The organism is Streptococcus infantis, assembly GCF_047464155.1.
Lineage (GTDB): Bacteria > Bacillota > Bacilli > Lactobacillales > Streptococcaceae > Streptococcus > Streptococcus infantis_U.
Map to the genome: position 1 here is coordinate 1 of NZ_JASHCL010000004.1, position 20586 is coordinate 20586.

Sequence of the window (20586 nt, forward strand, 5' to 3'; positions counted from 1 at the left end):
TGCCCTGCACATTGGTTCGTCTTGTTCAGTTTTCAAAGGTCTTTGTCGCGCTTGCGACAACTATATTAGTATATCACAGTCATTTTTCTCTGTCAACAGGTTTTTTTAACTTTTTTTATAACCTGTTCCCATCAACCGCGATACACCCATAGTCCGTACGGGATTCGAACCCGTGTTACCGCCGTGAAAAGGCGGTGTCTTAACCCCTTGACCAACGGACCCTGAGCTTGTCAACTCTTTCTATTATACCTACTTTTTGACGCTTGTCAAGATATTGGGTTTATTTTTCTGAAATTTTTTTACTGGTTTTTCATAGATTAGTTTTTATAATAAGAAAGAGAGGATATAATGTTATCCTCTCTTGTATCTAGCCTACTAATATTTTAGTTTTCTTCAGCCATTTTTGATTTGACTTCATCATATGATAGGGCACGTGATTCCTCTTCTACTGATTCAGGCATTTTCCCTGTTTCATAAAGAGATTTGATTTGTGTACTATCCAATGTTTCATATTTTAATAAGGCTTCTGCAATTAATTTATGCGTTTCACGATTTGATTGAATAATTTCAGCTGCTTTATTGCGTGCTTCATTCAACAATGCTCGAACTTCTTCGTCAATCTCATAAGCTGTACGCTCTGAAATAGATTTTTGTGGAGTTTGAGCACCAAACATTGCATGATTTCCTTCATATTGAACAGGTCCAAGTTTTTCACTCATCCCATACTCTGTAACCATTGCACGCGCCATTTGTGTAGCTTGTTCAAAGTCGTTTGATGCACCTGTTGTTTGGACATTAAAGATAATTTCTTCAGCAACACGTCCACCCATTAAACCAGCTAATTGTTCTTTCATATCTTCTTTAGATAGCAACATTTGATCTTCTTTTGGAAGAGCAATCATGTAACCACCTGCACGACCACGAGGAACAATTGTTACCTTATGAACGACACGCGCATTCGATAAGACTAACCCTACGATAGTGTGTCCGGCCTCGTGATAAGCAACCATTTCACGTTCTTTTTGGGAAACAGTTTTATCTTTCTTAGAAGGCCCTGCAATAACGCGATCTTCTGCCTCATCAATATCAGAAGCATCGATGACTGATTTGTTACGACGAGCAGCAACTAATGCCGCTTCGTTCAATACGTTTTCCAAGTCAGCACCAACAAAACCAGGAGTTTGTTGTGCTACTAACTTCAAGTCTACATCTTCTGCTAGAGGTTTATTTCTAGCATGGACTTTTAGAATTGCTTCGCGTCCCTTAACATCTGGACGACCAACCAATACTTTTCTATCAAAACGACCTGGACGAAGAAGGGCTGGGTCTAGAACATCTGAACGGTTCGTTGCCGCAATGACAATGATCCCTTCATTTCCTTCAAAACCATCCATTTCAATCAAGAGTTGGTTCAAGGTTTGTTCACGTTCGTCATTACCTCCACCAAGACCGACACCACGTTGGCGACCAACGGCATCAATTTCATCAATGAAGATAATTGCTGGTGCTGCTTTTTTAGCGTCCTCAAAAAGTGAACGTACACGGCTGGCACCGACACCGACAAACATTTCTACGAAGTCAGAACCTGAAATACTAAAGAATGGTACTCCAGCTTCTCCTGCTACTGCTTTAGCAAGTAATGTTTTACCAGTTCCCGGAGGTCCTTCTAAGAGAACACCAGCTGGGATACGAGCACCTAATTTTGTAAAGCGTTTTGGATCTTTCAAGAATTCAACAACTTCAACAAGTTCTTGTTTTTCTTCTTCAGCTCCTGCTACATCTGAAAAGCGTACTTTGATATCTTCCTTATTAGCAGTCTTAGCTTTATTGCGTCCAAAGCTCATCGGATTGCGTCCACTATTTCCGCCCATATTGCCCATCATAGAAAATAGGAAGAAGAATAAAATGGCAAATGGTACTACTGAAACTAGGATGTTAATCCACATACCACTTGAACTTTCATGCTTCACTTCAATTTGTGTTTGGTGTTCCCCAGCTAATTTTTGCAAATCTGCTACAGTAGTATCCGATGGAAGAATAATACTTGTAAATTTTTCTACTTTTGTTGCAGAAGGTGTGAAAAACTGAATACCTGTTTCCGGTTTTTCTGTTTTAGCAGTTTTATAGACACCAGACACTTCAATAACACTACCACTTGGTTGATAGGTTATTTCTTTTACATTGTCGTTAGTGATTTCCTGCACCAATTCTGAGTATTTAATTTGTTGACTGTGCCCAGCAGCTCTTCCAGCGAAAAAGTACTGAAATCCTGTTACTAGCAAGAAAATCATCAACAAATAAAGAAATGGATTTTTTATAAAACCATTATTTTGCTTTTGCATTCAACAACTTACCCTTCTATTTTGAGTATACTTCCTCTTTCAATACGCCTACATAAGGAAGGTTACGATAATTTTCATTATAGTCTAAACCATAGCCTACAACAAATTCATTTGGAATAGTAAAACATGTGTAGTCTGCTTCGATTTCTACAGTACGGCCTTCAGGTTTATCAAGCATTGTAACAATCTTAACAGATGCCGCTTCTCTAGCAGTAAACATATCTCTCAAACTTTTCAAGGTTTGACCAGTGTCGATAATATCTTCCACAAAAACAACATGTCTACCTTTAATATCTTGAGTTACATCTTGTTTGATATTGATAACACCGCTACTTACAGTACCACCATGATAGCTAGAAACCATCATAAAGTCCATCTCAAGATGAGTGTCGATATATTTCACCAATTCTGCCATAAAAGGAATAGATCCTTTTAAAATACCAACTAGAATCGGATTTTTACCTTCATAATCTTTGGTCAATTGAGCACCTAACTTCTTAGCAGCTTCTGTAATTTCATCTTGCGAAATCAAAATCTTCTTGATATCTTGTTCTAACATGATTTTACCTATCTATTTTTTCTATATAAAGTACAGTGTTCATTATATCATTTTTCATTTTTATACTCAAATCACTGAGTTCAATTCCTAAAATTGAACAAATCTTTCCGAATTGCTCAACAATAATCGCATTTTTTCGTTTTTCTGCAGGAATTTTTAAATCAATAAAAAGTCGCCTTACTTTTTTTCGATGACCATTTATTATCAAATAATCACCTGACTGTCGATGCCTCAAAATCAATGATGTTTCACGGGAAACATTTATTTGTTGAACATTTTTACCTTTTAAAGGAATTCCAAATGAAAATAGAAAACCTTCATAATAAACTTGATTTTGATAGTTTAACACACACTCACTACTTTTTTCATCAGACTTTGGTCTGATTTTACAAATTTGAAAGTGTTGATATCCTTTTATAAGTTCATATCCATTTTTTAATCGATGACGATATTGACTCTTGGTTCTTAAAATATGATGGACCTGTCGGAATTGTTCTCTTGTAATACTTAAATCTGGAAAATGACTAAGATATTGCTGCAATAAAACTCGCTGTGTTGCTTCACTAAAAGATAAAAACTGTGTTAAATCTTCCACATCAACCGTTTTAGAGAATTCAGCCAGAGCAATTTGATAATCAGAAACTTCTTTTCCAAACTCTAAAATTGCTTTTTTTACCTGAACATTTTCTTTTTCTAACTGTGGCAGATAGAGGTTGCGAATACGATTGCGAAGATAGTGATTTTCTTTATTCGTTGGATCTTCAAAATGCTCAATTTTAGGAAAATCCTTCTTATAAAAAGACAACAAAGGACGAATTAACTCTCCCTTATTAAACGTTTGTCTTTCTTTAATAGCTGATAAATGGTGTAGTCTAACACCTCTAATCAATCGCATAAAGATTGTCTCAACTTGATCATCTGCATGATGAGCTGTTACAAGAGCTGTAGATGAAGTTTTCTCCATCACTTCTCTAAAAAAATTATAGCGAAATTGACGAGCATTCGTTTCTGAAAAATCTCCAGTAAAACAAGCTACATAAATTGGAACTCCAGCTTGTTCAGCTAATTTTCTTAATTCATTTTCTTCCTGATCTGACTCTGGTCGTTGTTTATGATTTACATGAGCTAAAAACAATTCAATACCAAGTTCTTTTTTATAAGTTGAAAGAAGACGAAAGAGAAACATCGAATCCAATCCACCAGACAAGGCTAGCACAACGCTTGAATGTTCTTTAAAATAACCTTTTTCTAGAAAATGATTTAAAAAATCTCGGTCTCTCATTTTAGGACCTCGTAGACATCCTTAGCAATTTTAGAAATAGTATCGTAATCAGAATTTTTGGTAAAGATTGAAATAATGAAAGGAGAATCTGTATAAACTATTCCTACATCGTGTTTAAATTCATCTGCATCCCCAATTTTATGGGCTACCTTAACAGAAATATTCTTAGCAATCCTCTGATTATCAAACGATGTTTGTGAAAGAGATTCTAAAACAAAACCATTCTGATTATAAATAGATTCCATAACTTGACCAGCCATTTTAGCTGAAGCCAACTTATCTGTCACATCCCATTCCTCACCTGCGATAGTAGCCATCTCTTTTTTAAAGGCTTCATCTGATTTATTCGTAATATAATAACCAAGAATATTATGAGCTACATTGTCAGATTCTTTTGACGTTTTTGTGATTAAATCTTTGATTGTGTATTCTTTATTGTCCGCTGTTTTAGGGAGACTTCCGCTTCCTTCCGGTTTATAAGAACCAGGGAAATCATTAACTTCGGAAACATACTTCAATTTCGTGTCAAGTTGATAATCACCTTGATTGATTCTTTCCTGAACATAATAAAGATAAGGTAATTTCATAACACTAGCAGCGTACATTTTTTGCTCTTCGTTAATCCCAGCTTCCTTACCTGTACTCAATTGTTTCACATAAATAGAAAACTGTTCATTTTGATAATTTGCAGATAGCAACTCTTGTACTTTCTGAATACGATTATCATCATCGGAAATATAATCCGTCGAAATCCAGCCCGTTTGCTTGATATGTAAGAATTCACGACCATCAGCAAAAATAGACATATCTGCTTCAACCTCTTGATAAGCTGCTAAAGTAGACTTTAATTCTTGTTGATCATAAGGACTATTATAAACGACAAATCCTGGTTCTAGCCATACTCGTTTAGAAAAATCGTTTACGATGGAACTATCGTATAAAAGTCGTTTATCAGCCATCACAAATTGATTATTTGACAATTTAAACACAGGCTGTCCTTGTTTATTTAATCGCCATTCTAAAACAGATAATTTTGTTTCTGCATTGACTTTTCCTGATTCTTTAATCAGGTCTTCTGTAGAATAAACTGGCGTCTCACCATAAAATTTTGGAGATTCTATAATATCTTGATAATAAAAATGATATGGAGTATGAGTTAAAGAATAAACTTCTTGTTTTGGAATGATAACTGGATTCTCAGTGCTTACTACTTGAACGCTTTTTAGGAAAATAGGAAGTAGTAATATCACTAAAAATTTACGCATTCTTTTTCCCCTCTTCTTCTTGTAGTCGTAACAGATGATTCTTTCGAGCTAACTCATCTAATTTTTCATCTGACTGACTTAAAAATTTTTCGACAATATCTAATAAATTTTCCATTTCACATTACCTAGGAAGTAAGTCCGGAATTGTATAAACTTCCTCCCATGTTTTTGAATAATAATATTTTGCACGGGAATATTTAGCCGCATAGGATTCGTCTTTTAACTTAGTTGCTAAACTAGCTTCTTTATCCTTTTCATCGCTCAATTCCTGATATTGTTTTTTCAAATCAGTTAGTTGTTGGCGACGTGTTAATAATTGTTGATAACTTTGTGCTAAATTGTAAGTTGGTAAGATGAATAACAACATAATCAAAATCAAAACCCAACCCATAAAACGATTACGTTTTTGACGTTCTTCCATCATGTATTTACGTCGTTGGTGTTCATTTTGAATAAATGAATTATTCATTTGGACTATTTTTTTATACATCGTCTTCTACCCTTGTTTCACTGATAATTTCATACATTCCAGCTGCATCTTCTTTTTTTGTGCTATCTTTCATTTCGAGCACCTTTACAAGCAACAATTTATTTCCAAAACGAATTTCAACCTGATCATTGATTTTTAAATCAGTTGAACTTTTAGCAAGGATACCATTTACCTTGATACGCCCTTTATCTGCAACTTCCTTAGCCACTGTACGGCGTTTAATAATTCGTGATACTTTTAAATATTTATCTAATCTCATCTTATAATACCTCAAATTATTATTGTACCATTTTTATCCCTTTTATAGAAGAAAAAAGGTAATCCCTAATGTAACTCTTTTGAATCTTTTATCTTCGCTAACGATTCTCCAAAGGTTAAGAGTCCTTCTAAAATCTCATAGTCTTTTTTATTTCGAATATCAAAAACAACTTCGATTAAACCTTGATTTTCAGAAATATTAGCCTTCAAACTTGTCTGAGAAAGAGCCTGAAAATAATCTTGGGTTAAAAAAAGTTGTTGCGATATTTTTTCAAATTGAATGACAAGCTTATTATTTCTTCTTTCAACTCGATTGACAAATACTTTATCTAGATAAGCTTTAACTAATCCAATTTCTAAAAGATAAGCAACAACATCAGGATACTCACCAAAACGGTCAATTAACTCATCTTGTAATTCTTCATAGTTGACACGGTTGTCAATCTGACGAATTCTCTTATAAATTTCAATTTTATGGCGCTCATCTGATATGTACTCATCCGGAAGATAAGCATCAATTTGTAGAATTAACTCAGCATTCCCTTTTTCACGTTTCTTGTCAGTTCCATTTTTCTTAGCAATTGCTTCTTCTAGTAACTGAGAATACAATTCAAAACCAACTGAATCGATAAAACCAGACTGCGAACTCCCTAAAAGGTTTCCAGCTCCACGAATGGATAAATCACGCATAGCAATTTTGAAACCAGAACCTAATTCGGTAAAACCTTTGATGGCTTCTAATCTCTTTTCTGAAACTTCTGTCAAAGATTTATCTGGACGATACATGAGGTAGGCATAAGCGATTCGATTACTACGCCCAACTCGACCTCTTAATTGATACAAGGTTGACAGACCCATGTGATCCGCATTTTCGATAAACAAGGTATTGGCATTTGGAATGTCTACTCCTGTCTCTATGATTGTCGTGGTTACTAAAATATCATACTCACCTTCAATGAAATCAAGTAGTGTGTTCTCCAAACGAATTTCACTCATTTGACCATGAACAAAACCAATAGAAGCTTCAGGAATCAGTTCTTGTAATTCTGAAACCTTCTTTTCAATCGTGTCAACTTTGTTGTAAAGATAGTAAACCTGACCACCACGATCGATTTCTCTCAACACAGCATCACGAATCACACGATCATTTTGTTCAAGAACATAGGTTTGAACAGGATATCGATTTGTTGGAGGGGTTTCAATGACAGATAAATCTCGGATACCTAGCATAGACATATGAAGAGTTCGAGGAATTGGTGTAGCTGTCAAGGTTAAGACATCCACCTTCTTTTTTAATTCCTTAAGTGCTTCCTTATGCTTGACACCAAAACGTTGTTCCTCATCGATGATGATCAATCCTAAATCTGCAAATTCAACATCTTTAGACAAAACTCGATGGGTCCCAATCAAGATATCTACCTGGCCTTTTTTCAATTTTTTAAGTGTTTCAGTTTGCTCTTTTTTACTTCTAAAACGACTTAAAACATCTACGTTTACAGCAAATTGCTCAAACCTTTCTTTGAAATTACTGTAATGTTGCTGCGCAAGAACAGTTGTTGGCACTAAAACGACAACCTGTTTATGATCATTGACAGCTTTAAATGCAGCTCGCATGGCAACTTCTGTCTTACCAAAACCAACATCTCCAACTAAGAGTCGATCCATTGGTTGAGAAGTCTGCATATCCCTTTTAATTTCATCTATACTTCGAAGTTGGTCCTCAGTTTCAACATAAGGGAAAGCCTCATCAAAAGCAACTTGGTCTTCATCATCTTTTGAAAATGCAAAACCTTCAAGTTGACTCCTCTCTGCATATAACTTAATTAAGTCATCTGCGATGTCTTCAACTTGATTTTTAACTTTTTGCTTAGCTTTTTTAAAACGTCCATCGTTTAATTTGTTTAACTTTGGAGCCTTACCGTCACTTGAAACATACTTAGATAAGGTTTGGATTTGTTCTACAGGGATAGAAATTCGATCTCCATTTTGGTATTGAACACTTACGTAGTCTCTATGAATCCCTTTGATTTCAATCGTTTCAATTCCTAAATATTGACCAATCCCATGAATTTGATGAACAACATAGTCTCCTTTTTGGAGTTCACTATAATCCTTTAATCTTTCAGCATTGCTAATATTTTGTCTTCTGTATTTGCGTTTAATCTTCTTTTTGAATATTTCATATTCAGTGATGAATACAAGATTCTCATCCACAAAATGAAAACCATGACGAAGGTTTCCTTCAACAATATTGACAGTTCCTTTACAGAATTCATTCGCACTAATATTATCAACTTTTATGTCATATTCTTCTAAAATACTTGACAATTTTTTTAGTTCATTCTCGCTACTTGACTGAAGAACAATCGTATATTTTAATTTTTTATAGCGTTCAATTTCTTCTTTCAGAAAAGAAAATTGATTGAAGAACTCTTGCATTGGATATTGATTAAATTGATAAAGATGATTAAATTTCAGATTTCCAAGTCCCTTTTGAAAATTAGAAAAGAAGCTAGCTGGTAAATATTTTTTAAATTGACTTTCTACATCTGCAAAGTATTGTAAATTTGATACAGCTTTACTATTATGTAAATCCTCTGTAAAGCAGCTAGCTGTTTCCTTATCAAAAACATCATACTGATTCATGATTTTTTGAAAATCATCAAAGATAATAGGAGCTTGGTTCAAGTAGTCAATCAAAGTCCACTGTTTTTTATACAAAACAGATAAAAACTTTCGAATATCTGCATGAAAAACTTGCTCTTTCGTGCAACTAAAAACTTCTTCTAGGTAAGACTTTACAGTTGGTGACAATGTCTTGTCAATCTCTTTTTCTAAAAATTTCTGACCACGATGATAATCTTCAGCAGTTAGTAAAATATCACTAGCGGGATATATAGAAATTTCAGGGAGACTTTCCTTTGATAACTGTGTCTCTGCATCAAATTCTCTAATTCCATCTATTTCATCACCGAAAAATTCAATTCGGTAAGGAGATAGTTGTGAGGTTTCAAAGATATCTAAAATATCTCCTCGAAGACTAAATTCACCTTGACTTTGAACTTGCGTAACTTTCTTATAACCAAGAGAAATCAACTGATTTTTTAGCTCTCTTTGTTCACATTCTTGTCCGACTTGCAGTTTTAAAACACTATCATCGAAAATCTTAGGATCAGGCAAGAATATACGACTAGCTGCCATGTTACAAACTAATATTCCTTTTTGAGATTTATCTCTTAGAAAACGTAAGGCTTCAACGCGAGAAAAAATCTTTTCTTGTGACGATACTAAAAATTCTACCATTGGTGAATCATCTACTAAAAATGGATAAACCATATCAGTACCCAGGATAGAAATTAAATCATTTACTAGACGCTCAGCTTCTCCATAAGTAGATGTCATCACTAAAATCTTGTCCTGATTTTTAGCACTACTTGCAATAGCTAAGGATTTTGCTGATCCTGATAAACCAAGTAGTAATTGTCTTTGTTTGAGAGATAAATGCCCATTCCATGATTGTATCTGATTATTCTCTAAAAAGAATTCGATTAATGACATTCCCTTACCCATTGTATTTCTGCATTGTTTTTTCAAAGTTTTTCTCTTGTAAATAATAATTTACAGCATCGTCAACCTTGTCAATAGACTGTAAAATACCTATATAGTCATCCTTGTCAAATTTACTCAAAACGTGGTGAACAACAGACATTCCTTTTTTAGGTCTACCTATACCAATCTTTACACGATTGAAAACCTGTGTACCAATATGTTGGATAATTGACTTGATACCATTATGACCGCCAGCTGATCCTTTAGCGCGAAGACGAATTTTTCCTACTTCCATGTCAAGATCATCGTAAATAATCAGTAAATCTTTAATATCTAAACCATAGTAGGTTAATAAAGCATGAACTGCTTTCCCACTTTCATTCATAAAAGTTGTTGGTTTCACTAGATAAATTTTTTCACCATTAAGGAAAAATGAAGCTAATTCAGCTTGGAATATTTTATCGTGTGTAAAGGATACATTCTGTTTTTTTGCTAGTTGGTCAATCAACATAAAACCAACATTATGCTTTGTCTCAAAATATTTATCCCCTGGATTTCCCAATCCTACAAGTAATTTTGTCATTAAAATTTCCTTTCAAAACCCAAAAGGGTTGGAATTTTTTTCCAACCTAATTGACACTATTAAAAATGTTGATTATACGTTAAAGCGGAATTCCATGATATCGCCATCTTGAACGACATATTCTTTTCCTTCTTCACGCAAACGTCCAGCTTCTTTTACAGCCTTTTCAGATCCGTATTTAATCAAATCATCATAAGACATAGTTACTGCACGAATAAAACCTTTTTCGAAGTCAGAGTGGATGATACCAGCTGCTTGTGGAGCTTTCATACCACGTTTAAAGGTCCAAGCACGAACCTCTTTTTCACCAGCTGTGAAGTAAGTTCCAAGTCCAAGTAGATGGTAAGCTGCACGAGTCAACTTATCCACACCTGATTCTGTCAAACCAATAGCTTCAAGAAACTCTTTTTTATCTTCATCGTCTAATTCAGAAATTTCTTCTTCAGCACGCGCTGAAATAACTACTACTTCAGCATTTTCTGTTTCTGCGAATTCACGAATTTGCTTCACATAATCAATAGATTCTGGGTCTCCAACAACATCCTCATCCACATTTGCTACATAAAGAACTGGTTTAGTAGTCAAAAGGAAGAGTCCTTTGACTACTTTTTGCTCTTCATCTGTAAATTCAATGGTACGTGCTGACTTACCGTCTTCAAGAACTGGTTTAATCTTTTGGAGAACGTTAAATTCTGCAACTGATTCCTTATCTTTTTGCGTACGTGCCATCTTTTCCACACGCGCATATCGTTTATTCACAGATTCTAGGTCAGCAAGAATCAATTCTAGGTTAATGGTATCAATGTCTGCTAGTGGATCAACAAAAGCATCTTCACGACCTTGTTCACGCATGACATTTTCATCATCAAAGGCACGAACCACATGGACAATGGCATCAACTTCACGGATATTGGCCAAGAATTTATTACCAAGACCTTCACCTTTTGACGCACCTTTTACAATCCCTGCAATATCTGTAAATTCAAAGGTTGTTGGAACTGTCTTCTTAGGAGTGATCATTTCAGTTAATTTTTGGAGGCGTTCATCTGGAACTTCTACCATCCCAACGTTTGGATCAATGGTTGCAAATGGATAATTTGCAGCCTCTGCTCCTGCTTTTGTAATTGCGTTAAATAGGGTTGATTTACCAACGTTTGGCAAACCCACGATACCTGCTGTTAAAGCCATAGTTTCTCATTCTCCGTTCACATTTCAATTTTCAATATTATAACACAAAAAGGGAAAACTTGCTAACCCTCCAATTCAGTGTTTCTAGTCGATAATTTTGTTCATTTTTCTTTCAAAATCATAGCGACTCATCATGACTACATGATCACAATTACTGCATTTAATTTTAATATCTGCACCTAAACGAGTAATTTCCCAACGATTTGCTTTTTTGCCTGTAGATTTGATTGTACAAGCATGTGGTTTTTTCATTTCAACAAAATTTCCAACTTGATACATACTACTCTCCTTTTCATATTTCTGATTATATCATAAAAGAGGTGAGCTAGGCTCAACCTCTTTAACTTAATTTGTACGAACTGGTGTAATCAGCTGCATGAAATCTTCATCTGTATCAGCTGGTACCAAGGTAAATGGACGAACTGCTGAAATGAAGCTGATTGTTACCTTTTCACTATTCAAGGCTTTTAGTGCTTCAATCAAGTAAGTTGGGTTAAAGCTAATAGTCAAGTCTTCGCCAGATACAGCAATTGTATCAATTTCTTCGTCTACTTTACCAACTTCTGGAGAATTTACATGGGCTGTAACCACTCCTTGTTTGATTTCTAATTTTACAGTACCGTTTTGAGTTGCACTTGATAGGAGACGTGCACGTTCCATAGATTGACGTAGATTCACAACATCAAAAGTCACTGTCGTATTAAAATCTGTTGGAATTAGGCGATCTGTATCAGGATAATTACCTTCTAAGAGACGTGTGTAGAAGCTAATATTTTCGCTTCTAAAGAGAATTTGGTTGTTTGCGAAGAAAATCTCTACTGTTTCGATATCGTCTGTAAAAACAGCTGAAAATTCGCGTAGAGAGCGACTAGGGATAACAACGTCGAAATTATCACTATTTTTCTCAAGTGTCAATTTCTTCTGACTGAGACGGTGAGAATCTGTCGCAACTGTTTTTAATTCTTTATGATTACTCAAGACAAAGTGTACACCAGTCAAGATTGGACGACTTTCTTGAACACTAGCTGCAAAGGCAGTTTCGTTGATAATCTTTTTAAGAAGCTTTGTTTCAAGAACCAAAGGATTACTTGCTGCAATTTCCTGGATACGTGGATACTGCTCGCTGTCTTTACCTTTAAGGGTAATCTCTGATTTCCCACTTGTTAATACAATTTGGTGTTGTTCAATTTCTTTAAAATCAAGAGTCACATCTGGAAGACTAGAAACAACATTGATAAAGAATGAAGCTTCTAGAAGGATAGAACCTAAAGAGTTAATCAGAAGACCTGCATTTTCATCTTTTTGAGAAATGAAATTCTCAATTGAAATTTGACCATTTGATCCAATTAATGTAATTCCTTCGTTAGTCACATCAATTTTAATAGTTGATAAAACAGGAATAGCATTTTTTGAACTAATAGCACGTTTAGTAATATTTAATGATTGCAGGAATAAATTTTTATTAATAGAAAAATGAATCATGGCATCTCCTTTATTTATTTTTATTATTAGAAGGTTAATAGTAATAGTAGGCTGTGTGAAATCTGTGGAAAACCAAGTTTAGTTTAGAAAAATCAAGAAGTTATACTTGTTTAAAATTTGTTAATAAATCAGTAACATTTTAAACACTTATCCACAAGTTATTTGATTTTCTTTTTGATGGTTTCGATTTCTATACGTAATTTATCATCAGTTTCAATCATAGATTTGATTTTTGCATGAGCATGAATGACGGTTGTATGATCTTTACCACCAAATTCTTTCCCGATTTTTGGAAGACTGTTATCAGTTAATTCTCTAGCTAGGTACATAGCAACTTGACGAGCTAGAACAATATTCTGAACACGTCTAGTTCCCTTCATCTCCTTAACGCTCACATCATAAAATTTTCCGACTTCCTCTTGGATTTTTTCAATCGGAATGACGATCATGGTGCTGACGCTTTGTTTTCGAGCACGTATAGCTTCAGATGCAATATCAACAGTTATAGTGTTGATTTGTTTGACTTTAGCCATGAGACTAATGTCTTTGAGGGCACCTTCTAATTCACGTACATTTGAATCAAACTGGCCAGCCAAATATTCGATTGTGTCAGGTTGAAAATGATAATCTAAATCCTCTGTTTTACTGTTTAAGATAGCGATACGAGTTTCGAAATCAGGTGGAGTAATATCCGTTGTTAATCCCCATGAGAAGCGCGTGACAAGTCGTTCAGGTAGGTTTTCTAGTTGTTCTGGCCTACGGTCACTCGTTAAAACGATCTGTTTATTATTACTGTGAAGTTTGTTAAATGTATTGAAAAATTCATCCTGAGTTTGTACTTTATTTCCACTAAGAGATTGAATGTCATCAATAAGAAGGAGATCTAGACTTCGATAGGTTTTTTTAAAATTATCCATATCATTGAGTCTTAAATGATCTAAAAATTCATTAATAAAACTTTCAGCAGGAATATATTTTACACGCGCATTAGGATTTTTTTTAAGAATTTCATTACCCAGAGCATTGAGCAAGTGAGTTTTCCCTAGACCAGGTCCTCCATATATAAACAGAGGATTATAAGTTAGTCCAGGATCTTCCGAGACGGCTAAAGCAGCAGACTTGGCCCAAATATTTCCATCACCTTGGATGAAATTATCAAAAGTATAGATGTCTCTTAATCCTGTTTCTGAATAAGGAATAGATTTTTCAATTTCTTCCTGTTGATGATTACTGTTTTCAACATTGCTTGCTATATCGGAGGCATTAGAATCTTCTTTAGTCAATACATATTGAGCTTTTATTTCAGTGTCATAGATTTGAAAACCGACAGCTACAATAATATCATTGAGTTTTGTACTCCAAACCATTTCCATTTCAGATCTTGGCAAAAATATGGTAGCTACATTTCCCTCAACCTTTATTAATTCAGCAGGTGTTGCGTAGAAATCAAACATTGATCGTGTCAATCTCTCTTTAGCTAATTCTAAAATCTGATTCCAAAATTGTTTTTCTTTCAACAACAAACTCCTCCTTTTCTAAATGGTGTAATCTTAAACACTATTTTATCACATAGCAAGCAATTTTTCCACAACTTGTGAAAAACAATCCACAATGTTTAAAAGATTTATCCACAACTTGTGGATAAATCATCTTATTTTTGATTTAATCGGCTTTTTCTATACTAATCCAGTGGATAATTATGTGAGTTGAGAAAAATAAAATAACAGCCTTATCTTAGGCTGTTAATAAAACGTTGGTATTCTTCTTGATTATGAAAAGAGATAGTTATTTTTCCTGCATCTTTTTTTTGAAGGACGATTTGGACATCTAATCCCAACAATTTTTTCAAATTTTTTTCTTCTTCTTTGATAAATTGATCTTTTTCTTTGCTATTCTTTCTCTTATTTTTTTCTTCTTTAAGTAGATGTTCCACCTGCCGAACTGATAAATCCTCTTTCTGAATGCGATGGAGTAAATTTTTTTGTTCTTTCACAGGTAGTTGGATTAGCAGTCTAGCATGTGCTTGAGACAATTTTCCAGTTTCTACTTCTGTTAAAATAAAATCGGGAAGTGTTAGTAAGCGAACAAGATTGGTAATATAGGGACGTGATTTCCCCATTTTTGCAGCAATGTCTGCATGAGTATACCCTTTATCAATTAAAGATTGATAAGCTTTTGCTTCCTCAATCGGATTTAAGTCTTCCCGTTGCAAATTTTCAATGATTGAGTGAACCATCATATCTTGATCAGATAATTCTTTGATGATTACAGGAACTTCTGATAGCCCAGCTGCTATCGATGCCCGATACCGTCTTTCTCCAGCTAGGATTTCGTATCCGATAACTGGAGATTGACGGACAATAATGGGTTGAATTAAACCATTTTCTTTAATAGATTGGGCAAGTTCTTCTATTTTTTCTTTTGAAAATTCTTTACGAGGTTGATAGGGATTTTTTTGAATATCACTGATACGAATTAATTTGAATTCTTCCATATTTCTACAGTATCATATCTTTGATATTCTGTAAAGTAAGTTTACAAATCTGTAAACTATTGATTTAAATCACTAGTACTCTTGTCCAACTTGATTTTAGTTGTTTCTTCTTTACCATTACGGTAATAAGTTACAGTCATTTCATCTCCAATAGAGTGACTATATAGAGCATTTTGCAATTCAGTTGTAGATGAAATCTTGGTATCATCTACTTTTGTGATGACATCATATTGTTGTAAATGTCCATTTGCAGGCATGTTCTTTTGAACAGAACGAACAGCTACACCAGAAGTAACGTTGTCAGGAAGTTTTAATTTTTGTAGATCAGCAGTGCTAAGGTTTGTCAAATTAACCATGTGGATACCAAGAGCTGGTCGAGTTACTTTTCCATCTTTTTCCAACTGTTTGATAATATTCTTAACATCATTTGCAGGAATAGCGAATCCAAGACCTTCTACGGATGTTCCACCATTTGAAGCGATTTTACTTGATGTAATACCGATAACTTGTCCCTGAATATTAATCAAAGGACCTCCAGAGTTACCAGGGTTAATAGCTGTGTCTGTTTGGATGGCATTTGTTGAAATAGCTTGACCATCTTCAGATTTCAAAGAAACATGTCTGTTCAAGCTTGATACAATCCCTTGTGTAACTGTATTTGCATATTCTGAACCTAAAGGACTACCGATTGCGATAGCTGTTTCCCCAACAGATAATTGACTTGAGTCACCAAACTCAGCTACTGTAGAAACCTTCTCTGAAGAGATTTTTACTACTGCAATGTCAGAATAAGTATCAGAACCAACAATTTCACCTGGTACTTTTGTTCCATCTACTAGACGAATATCAACTTTTTTAGCTCCACTAATAACGTGAGTGTTGGTTACTAGATAAGCATCATCCCCATCTTTTTTATAGATAACACCAGAACCTTCACTGTTAATTTGTTCAGTGTTTGAATCTGTATCAGCATCATCAGATCCAACAAAACTACTTTGAGAGTTTCCTGAATAAGTGATAATCGATACAACTGCATCTTTAACTTTATCTACAGCCTGTGTGGTAGAATTTTCATTTTTCGAAGCAGTCTGAGTGACCGCTGCACTATTTTGTTCTCCACTTCCTTGCTTTTGGTTGAATTGAAGAACAGCCAAACTTCCTAATAGACCACTAAAAAAGCTAATAAGAATAACTAGTAAAAGTTGTCCAATTGTTTTTGAAAACTTGTTTAAGTTTTTCATAGAATCCTCCAAATTTGATTTATTAGTGAAAGTATAAAATTATTAACTTAATCCTAGCTTAAAAAAGTTTAAGTTTTTAACAATCTGTGGATAACTGATTAAAACTTGTGAATTTATTGTGTTTTTTTACCTTTTTCATTTGTGAATAAGATGTGAATAGAATGCGATTATGATAAAATAGAAGCATGAAAATAAAAATTGTAACGGTTGGAAAACTGAAAGAAAAGTATCTCAGAGATGGAATGGCTGAGTATTCTAAAAGAATTTCTCGTTTTGCTACTATCGAAATGATTGAATTAGCTGATGAAAAGACACCAGATCGTGCCAGCGATTCAGAAAATGAAAAAATCTTAGATTTAGAGGGAAATCGAATTCTTTCCAAAATTGGGGATAGAGAATTTGTTGTCGTTTTAGCTATTGAAGGGAAAACCCTCTCTTCTGAAGAATTCAGTAAACAACTAGAACAAGCTTCTATTAATGGTTATTCAACCTTAACCTTTGTGATTGGTGGGAGTCTGGGTCTTTCTCCTCAAGTAAAAAATCGAGCGAATCTATCCCTTAGTTTTGGTAGACTGACTCTTCCACATCAATTAATGCGTCTAGTTCTTGTAGAACAGATATACCGAGCCTTTACCATCCAACAAGGTTCTCCCTATCATAAATAGGATTGACTATTCTCGATTATTTTGATAAGATAAACTAGTTAGGTCTCATAGCTCAGCTGGATAGAGCATTCGCCTTCTAAGCGAACGGTCGCAGGTTCGAATCCTGCTGGGATCATATACTAGATTTAACGCTGGGGAAACCCAGCGTTTTTTGTAAAAATTGACAGTTCAGGTACAAAAATGTGCAGTTGAGAATGAAATGTTTTAAAACAGACTCCGTTTTGTATAATAGGCTTGTAAGTTTATTTATAAAGAAAAAGAGAAAACATTATAGGGAGATATAATGGATTTATTGAAAATACTCATAGTTATTCTTCATATTCTTATTCTAACAAATAGCTATGAACTCATTTGTAAGGCAACAAAAAAAGAAAGATATCTGTTTATTTCTTGGGTATTTATATTACAGTCTATTGTTGAAATTTTATTCTATTTAACTTCTTTACATGGATTAGGAATGGAAAAAATTTCATTTACCTGTATTATCTTTGCTTATTTAATAGGATTTAAGAAATATCACAAGTATAAGGCTATTTTTATCAGCCTACTATTGTCTTTACTATATCAAAGTACTCATACATTTATAGCAGTAATCATATCCTCTATAACAGGTGATTCTTTCTTAATAAAATATGAAGATTTATTTTTTGTAGTGGTTTTGATGCTGACGTATTTTATCACTAAAAAAATTATTACTTATTTTCATCTTGAACTTACTTATTTTGATAAAGATTACCTTTATCCATTTTTTAAAAAGGTCATCTTTGCTTTCTTTGCTCTACATATTCTATTATTCATTTCAGATATGTTGAATATTCATGAACATTTTAATAGTTTTAGTAGTATTTTAGCAACAATTGTCTTTATTTGTTTATTACTAATCTTCTTTGCAATGAACGCTCATAAGGTTCAAGCTGAAAGAGGGATCGCTCTAAAACAGAAGAAATTTGAACAAGAACATTTACAGACTTACACTGATGAAATTGTTAGTTTGTATAATGAAATCCGCGGTTTTCGTCATGACTATGCAGGAATGCTTGTCAGTATGCAAATGGCGATTGATAGTGGAGATTTACAGGAAATTTACAGGGTTTACAATGAAGTTCTAGTCAAAGCTAATCAAAAATTACGTTCAGATAAGTATACATACTTTGATTTAAACAATATAGAAGATTCAGCTTTACGAAGTTTGATTGCTCAATCTATTGTATATGCCAGAAATAATGACGTAGAGTTTACATTAGAAGTAAAGGATATTATCACAAGATTGTCAATCGATTTACTCGATCTTGTTCGTATTATGAGTGTTTTGTTAAATAATGCTGTTGAGGGTGCTGCAGAAAGTTATTTAAAACAAATGGAAGTTGCAGTGATTAAGATGGATTTAGAAACAGTTATCGTGATTCAAAATTCGTGTAGAATTACTATGACACCTTCAGAAGACTTGTTTGAACTAGGTTTTTCTACTAAAGGTAGAAATAGAGGAATTGGCCTTAATAATGTCAAAGAAATTTTGGATAAGTATGAAAATATCGTTTTAGAGACAGAGATGGAAGATAGTACGTTTAGACAGATTATTAGATTTAAGAGAGAGTTTGAATGAAAGTATTAATTTTAGAAGATGTTATTCAACATCAAGTCAGATTAGAAAGAACCTTGGATGAAATTTCAAAGGAATTGAATATTCCTATTTCTTATAAAACAACAGGTAAAGAACGAGAGTTTAAGGAATATATCGAAAATGATGAAGTAAACCAGCTTTATTTTCTAGATATTGATATTCATGGAGTTGAGAAAAAAGGATTTGAGGTAGCACAGTTTATTCGTCGCCACAATCCCTATGCAATTATCGTATTTATCACTAGTAGATCAGAATTTGCTACCTTAACTTACAAATATCAAGTATCAGCCTTGGATTTTGTTGATAAAGATATCAATGATGAATTATTTAAAAAACGTATCGAACAGAGTATCTTATATACCAAAAGTATGCTGCTTGAAAATAAAGATGTTGTGGATTATTTTGACTATAACTACAAAGGAAATGATTTAAAAATTCCCTACCATGATATTCTATATATTGAAACAACAGGAGTATCTCATAAGTTAAGGATTATTGGTAAGAATTTTGCCAAAGAATTTTATGGGACTATGGCGGATATTCAAGAAAAAGATAAAGATACTCAAAGATTTTATTCTGCTCATAAATCATTTCTTGTTAATGTAGGAAATATTAGGGAAATTGATCGAAAAAATTTAGAAGTGGTTTTTTATGAGGAACATCGCTGCCCGATTACCCGTCTCAAGGTTCGGAAATTAAGAGATATTCTGGAGAAAAAATCTAAAAAGTGATTGACAATTAGTAAGAAATTGATATAATGGTTATATCTGCTACAGATAGATGGTCCGTTGGTCAAGGGGTTAAGACACCGCCTTTTCACGGCGGTAACACGGGTTCGAATCCCGTACGGACTATATTATCCGCCATAGCTCAGTTGGTAGTAGCGCATGACTGTTAATCATGATGTCGTAGGTTCGAGTCCTACTGGCGGAGTCAAACAAAAAAGAACACCATTGGTGTTCTTTTTTTGTTGCTAATTTGAATCTCCTAACATTTTCATAAGAAAGTCTGTCATTTCTTGCGGACTTTCTTTTTTTCCATGAGCAATCCAAGTTTGGCATACACCAAATAGTGCATTGGTTAGATAGATGCTACTATATTCTAACTCAATGTCGTTTAAATTTAATTGCATAAAGCGTTTCTGGAGGTCAGTGCTAAGCATGATATGAAGTTTATTTCTCAGGAAGTTTTGTATCTCTTTTGTACCATTTTCAGATAGAAGAGCAGCTAATAAAGGTTCAGACTCTAAGTATTCAAACACTTCTAGAATAGCATCTCTTTTATGATTTGCGTGTTTTTGGAAAATATACTCAAAGGTATGAAAAAGCTTACTTTGGTAATGTTCAATCATATCATACTTATCTTTGTAATGTGTATAAAAGCTAGAGCGACTAATTCCGGCTTTCTCAGCTAGCTTAACAGTAGAAATTTGATCAAATGGTTGTTTCATTAATAATTGAACCATAGCATTCTCGATAGTACGTTTTGTTTTTAAGCGTTTGTTACTCTCTGTCATAGTTCCTCCTTGTGAACAAAAATAGACGTAGTGTATAAAAATTTAATTTTT

19 protein-coding genes and 4 tRNA genes are annotated in these 20586 nt (G+C 33.9%); 6 read left to right on the forward strand and 17 right to left on the reverse strand.

Annotated features, from left to right (window positions below; genetic code table 11):
• Positions 1-149: 149 nt before the first annotated feature.
• From QM810_RS08115 to QM810_RS08190, 16 genes are all read right to left on the reverse strand, one after another.
• Positions 150-221, reverse strand: a tRNA-Glu gene (locus QM810_RS08115).
• A gap of 162 nt (positions 222-383) precedes the next feature.
• Positions 384-2342, reverse strand: coding sequence for an ATP-dependent zinc metalloprotease FtsH (gene ftsH, locus QM810_RS08120; protein ID WP_414254509.1), 1959 nt, complete (start codon positions 2340-2342; stop codon positions 384-386).
• A 16-nt stretch (positions 2343-2358) separates the two neighbouring features.
• Positions 2359-2901, reverse strand: coding sequence for a hypoxanthine phosphoribosyltransferase (gene hpt, locus QM810_RS08125; protein WP_006150551.1), 543 nt, complete (start codon positions 2899-2901; stop codon positions 2359-2361).
• A 4-nt stretch (positions 2902-2905) separates the two neighbouring features.
• Complete coding sequence (gene tilS, locus QM810_RS08130) at positions 2906-4183, reverse strand: tRNA lysidine(34) synthetase TilS (protein ID WP_414254510.1); 1278 nt, start codon at positions 4181-4183, stop codon at positions 2906-2908.
• On the reverse strand, positions 4180-5448 hold the full coding sequence (locus tag QM810_RS08135) for a serine hydrolase (protein WP_414254511.1): 1269 nt from the start codon (positions 5446-5448) through the stop codon (positions 4180-4182). The genes tilS and QM810_RS08135 overlap by 4 nt, the downstream gene beginning before the upstream one ends.
• A complete protein-coding gene (locus tag QM810_RS08140) occupies positions 5441-5563 on the reverse strand; it encodes an SP_0009 family protein (RefSeq protein ID WP_414254512.1) in 123 nt (40 codons plus the stop codon). Before QM810_RS08140 ends, QM810_RS08135 begins: the two co-directional genes overlap by 8 nt.
• Before the next feature lie 6 nt (positions 5564-5569).
• Positions 5570-5938, reverse strand: a complete 369-nt coding sequence (locus QM810_RS08145; RefSeq protein ID WP_016466544.1) for a septum formation initiator family protein — start codon at positions 5936-5938, stop codon at positions 5570-5572.
• Positions 5931-6197 carry an RNA-binding S4 domain-containing protein gene (locus tag QM810_RS08150; protein WP_004250926.1) on the reverse strand — a complete coding sequence of 89 codons (267 nt, stop codon included), beginning with the start codon at positions 6195-6197 and terminating at the stop codon, positions 5931-5933. The genes QM810_RS08145 and QM810_RS08150 overlap by 8 nt, the downstream gene beginning before the upstream one ends.
• 65 nt (positions 6198-6262) lie before the next feature.
• The gene (gene mfd, locus QM810_RS08155; protein WP_414254605.1) at positions 6263-9766 is read right to left on the reverse strand and encodes a transcription-repair coupling factor; all 3504 of its coding nucleotides are present in this window, start codon (positions 9764-9766) and stop codon (positions 6263-6265) included.
• The gene (gene pth / locus QM810_RS08160; RefSeq protein WP_178894383.1) at positions 9759-10328 is read right to left on the reverse strand and encodes an aminoacyl-tRNA hydrolase; all 570 of its coding nucleotides are present in this window, start codon (positions 10326-10328) and stop codon (positions 9759-9761) included. The genes mfd and pth overlap by 8 nt, the downstream gene beginning before the upstream one ends.
• Positions 10329-10400: 72 nt before the next feature.
• Positions 10401-11516 (reverse strand): redox-regulated ATPase YchF, encoded by a 1116-nt coding sequence (ychF, locus tag QM810_RS08165; protein WP_006150542.1) that lies wholly within the window; start codon positions 11514-11516, stop codon positions 10401-10403.
• A gap of 84 nt (positions 11517-11600) precedes the next feature.
• Entirely contained in the window at positions 11601-11795 is a 195-nt protein-coding gene (locus tag QM810_RS08170; RefSeq protein ID WP_006150549.1) for a DUF951 domain-containing protein, read from the reverse strand.
• Between the two features lie 66 nt (positions 11796-11861).
• Positions 11862-12998 carry a DNA polymerase III subunit beta gene (dnaN, locus tag QM810_RS08175; RefSeq protein WP_373075997.1) on the reverse strand — a complete coding sequence of 379 codons (1137 nt, stop codon included), beginning with the start codon at positions 12996-12998 and terminating at the stop codon, positions 11862-11864.
• A gap of 158 nt (positions 12999-13156) precedes the next feature.
• Positions 13157-14515: a chromosomal replication initiator protein DnaA gene (gene dnaA / locus QM810_RS08180; RefSeq protein ID WP_414254513.1), complete on the reverse strand. Its 1359-nt coding sequence runs from the start codon at positions 14513-14515 to the stop codon at positions 13157-13159.
• 212 nt (positions 14516-14727) lie between these two features.
• Positions 14728-15492: a ParB/RepB/Spo0J family partition protein gene (locus QM810_RS08185; RefSeq protein WP_414254514.1), complete on the reverse strand. Its 765-nt coding sequence runs from the start codon at positions 15490-15492 to the stop codon at positions 14728-14730.
• Between the two features lie 56 nt (positions 15493-15548).
• Entirely contained in the window at positions 15549-16733 is a 1185-nt protein-coding gene (locus QM810_RS08190) for a S1C family serine protease (protein ID WP_414254515.1), read from the reverse strand.
• Between the two features lie 185 nt (positions 16734-16918).
• Between QM810_RS08190 and rlmH the strand changes: the two genes are divergently transcribed.
• From rlmH to QM810_RS08220, 6 genes are all read left to right on the forward strand, one after another.
• A complete protein-coding gene (gene rlmH / locus QM810_RS08195) occupies positions 16919-17398 on the forward strand; it encodes a 23S rRNA (pseudouridine(1915)-N(3))-methyltransferase RlmH (RefSeq protein WP_414254516.1) in 480 nt (159 codons plus the stop codon).
• Between the two features lie 41 nt (positions 17399-17439).
• Positions 17440-17513: transfer RNA gene (locus tag QM810_RS08200), tRNA-Arg, on the forward strand.
• A 168-nt stretch (positions 17514-17681) separates the two neighbouring features.
• Complete coding sequence (comD, locus tag QM810_RS08205; protein WP_414254517.1) at positions 17682-19001, forward strand: competence system sensor histidine kinase ComD; 1320 nt, start codon at positions 17682-17684, stop codon at positions 18999-19001.
• Complete coding sequence (gene comE / locus QM810_RS08210) at positions 18998-19750, forward strand: competence system response regulator transcription factor ComE (RefSeq protein WP_178895632.1); 753 nt, start codon at positions 18998-19000, stop codon at positions 19748-19750. The genes comD and comE overlap by 4 nt, the downstream gene beginning before the upstream one ends.
• Before the next feature lie 51 nt (positions 19751-19801).
• A tRNA-Glu gene (locus QM810_RS08215) sits at positions 19802-19873 on the forward strand.
• 5 nt (positions 19874-19878) lie between these two features.
• A tRNA-Asn gene (locus QM810_RS08220) sits at positions 19879-19952 on the forward strand.
• A 40-nt stretch (positions 19953-19992) separates the two neighbouring features.
• Here the strand turns inward: QM810_RS08220 and QM810_RS08225 are convergent.
• Positions 19993-20535, reverse strand: a complete 543-nt coding sequence (locus QM810_RS08225; RefSeq protein ID WP_414254518.1) for a TetR/AcrR family transcriptional regulator C-terminal domain-containing protein — start codon at positions 20533-20535, stop codon at positions 19993-19995.
• Positions 20536-20586: the final 51 nt, after the last annotated feature.

Excerpts from the sequence above, each read along its gene's own strand:
- ftsH (WP_414254509.1), bottom strand. The coding sequence starts at position 2,342 with ATGCAAAAGCAAAATAATGGTTTTATAAAAAATCCATTTCTTTATTTG.
- QM810_RS08190 (WP_414254515.1), bottom strand. The coding sequence starts at position 16,733 with ATGAAAAACTTAAACAAGTTTTCAAAAACAATTGGACAACTTTTACTA.
- QM810_RS08170 (WP_006150549.1), bottom strand. The coding sequence starts at position 11,795 with ATGTATCAAGTTGGAAATTTTGTTGAAATGAAAAAACCACATGCTTGT.
- QM810_RS08185 (WP_414254514.1), bottom strand. The coding sequence starts at position 15,492 with ATGGAAGAATTCAAATTAATTCGTATCAGTGATATTCAAAAAAATCCC.
- comE (WP_178895632.1), top strand. The coding sequence starts at position 18,998 with ATGAAAGTATTAATTTTAGAAGATGTTATTCAACATCAAGTCAGATTA.
- pth (WP_178894383.1), bottom strand. The coding sequence starts at position 10,328 with ATGACAAAATTACTTGTAGGATTGGGAAATCCAGGGGATAAATATTTT.
- mfd (WP_414254605.1), bottom strand. The coding sequence starts at position 9,766 with ATGGGTAAGGGAATGTCATTAATCGAATTCTTTTTAGAGAATAATCAG.
- hpt (WP_006150551.1), bottom strand. The coding sequence starts at position 2,901 with ATGTTAGAACAAGATATCAAGAAGATTTTGATTTCGCAAGATGAAATT.
- QM810_RS08225 (WP_414254518.1), bottom strand. The coding sequence starts at position 20,535 with ATGACAGAGAGTAACAAACGCTTAAAAACAAAACGTACTATCGAGAAT.
- dnaN (WP_373075997.1), bottom strand. The coding sequence starts at position 12,998 with ATGATTCATTTTTCTATTAATAAAAATTTATTCCTGCAATCATTAAAT.
- QM810_RS08150 (WP_004250926.1), bottom strand. The coding sequence starts at position 6,197 with ATGAGATTAGATAAATATTTAAAAGTATCACGAATTATTAAACGCCGT.
- QM810_RS08145 (WP_016466544.1), bottom strand. The coding sequence starts at position 5,938 with ATGTATAAAAAAATAGTCCAAATGAATAATTCATTTATTCAAAATGAA.
- QM810_RS08140 (WP_414254512.1), bottom strand. The coding sequence starts at position 5,563 with ATGGAAAATTTATTAGATATTGTCGAAAAATTTTTAAGTCAGTCAGAT.
- rlmH (WP_414254516.1), top strand. The coding sequence starts at position 16,919 with ATGAAAATAAAAATTGTAACGGTTGGAAAACTGAAAGAAAAGTATCTC.
- comD (WP_414254517.1), top strand. The coding sequence starts at position 17,682 with ATGGATTTATTGAAAATACTCATAGTTATTCTTCATATTCTTATTCTA.
- QM810_RS08135 (WP_414254511.1), bottom strand. The coding sequence starts at position 5,448 with ATGCGTAAATTTTTAGTGATATTACTACTTCCTATTTTCCTAAAAAGC.
- tilS (WP_414254510.1), bottom strand. The coding sequence starts at position 4,183 with ATGAGAGACCGAGATTTTTTAAATCATTTTCTAGAAAAAGGTTATTTT.
- ychF (WP_006150542.1), bottom strand. The coding sequence starts at position 11,516 with ATGGCTTTAACAGCAGGTATCGTGGGTTTGCCAAACGTTGGTAAATCA.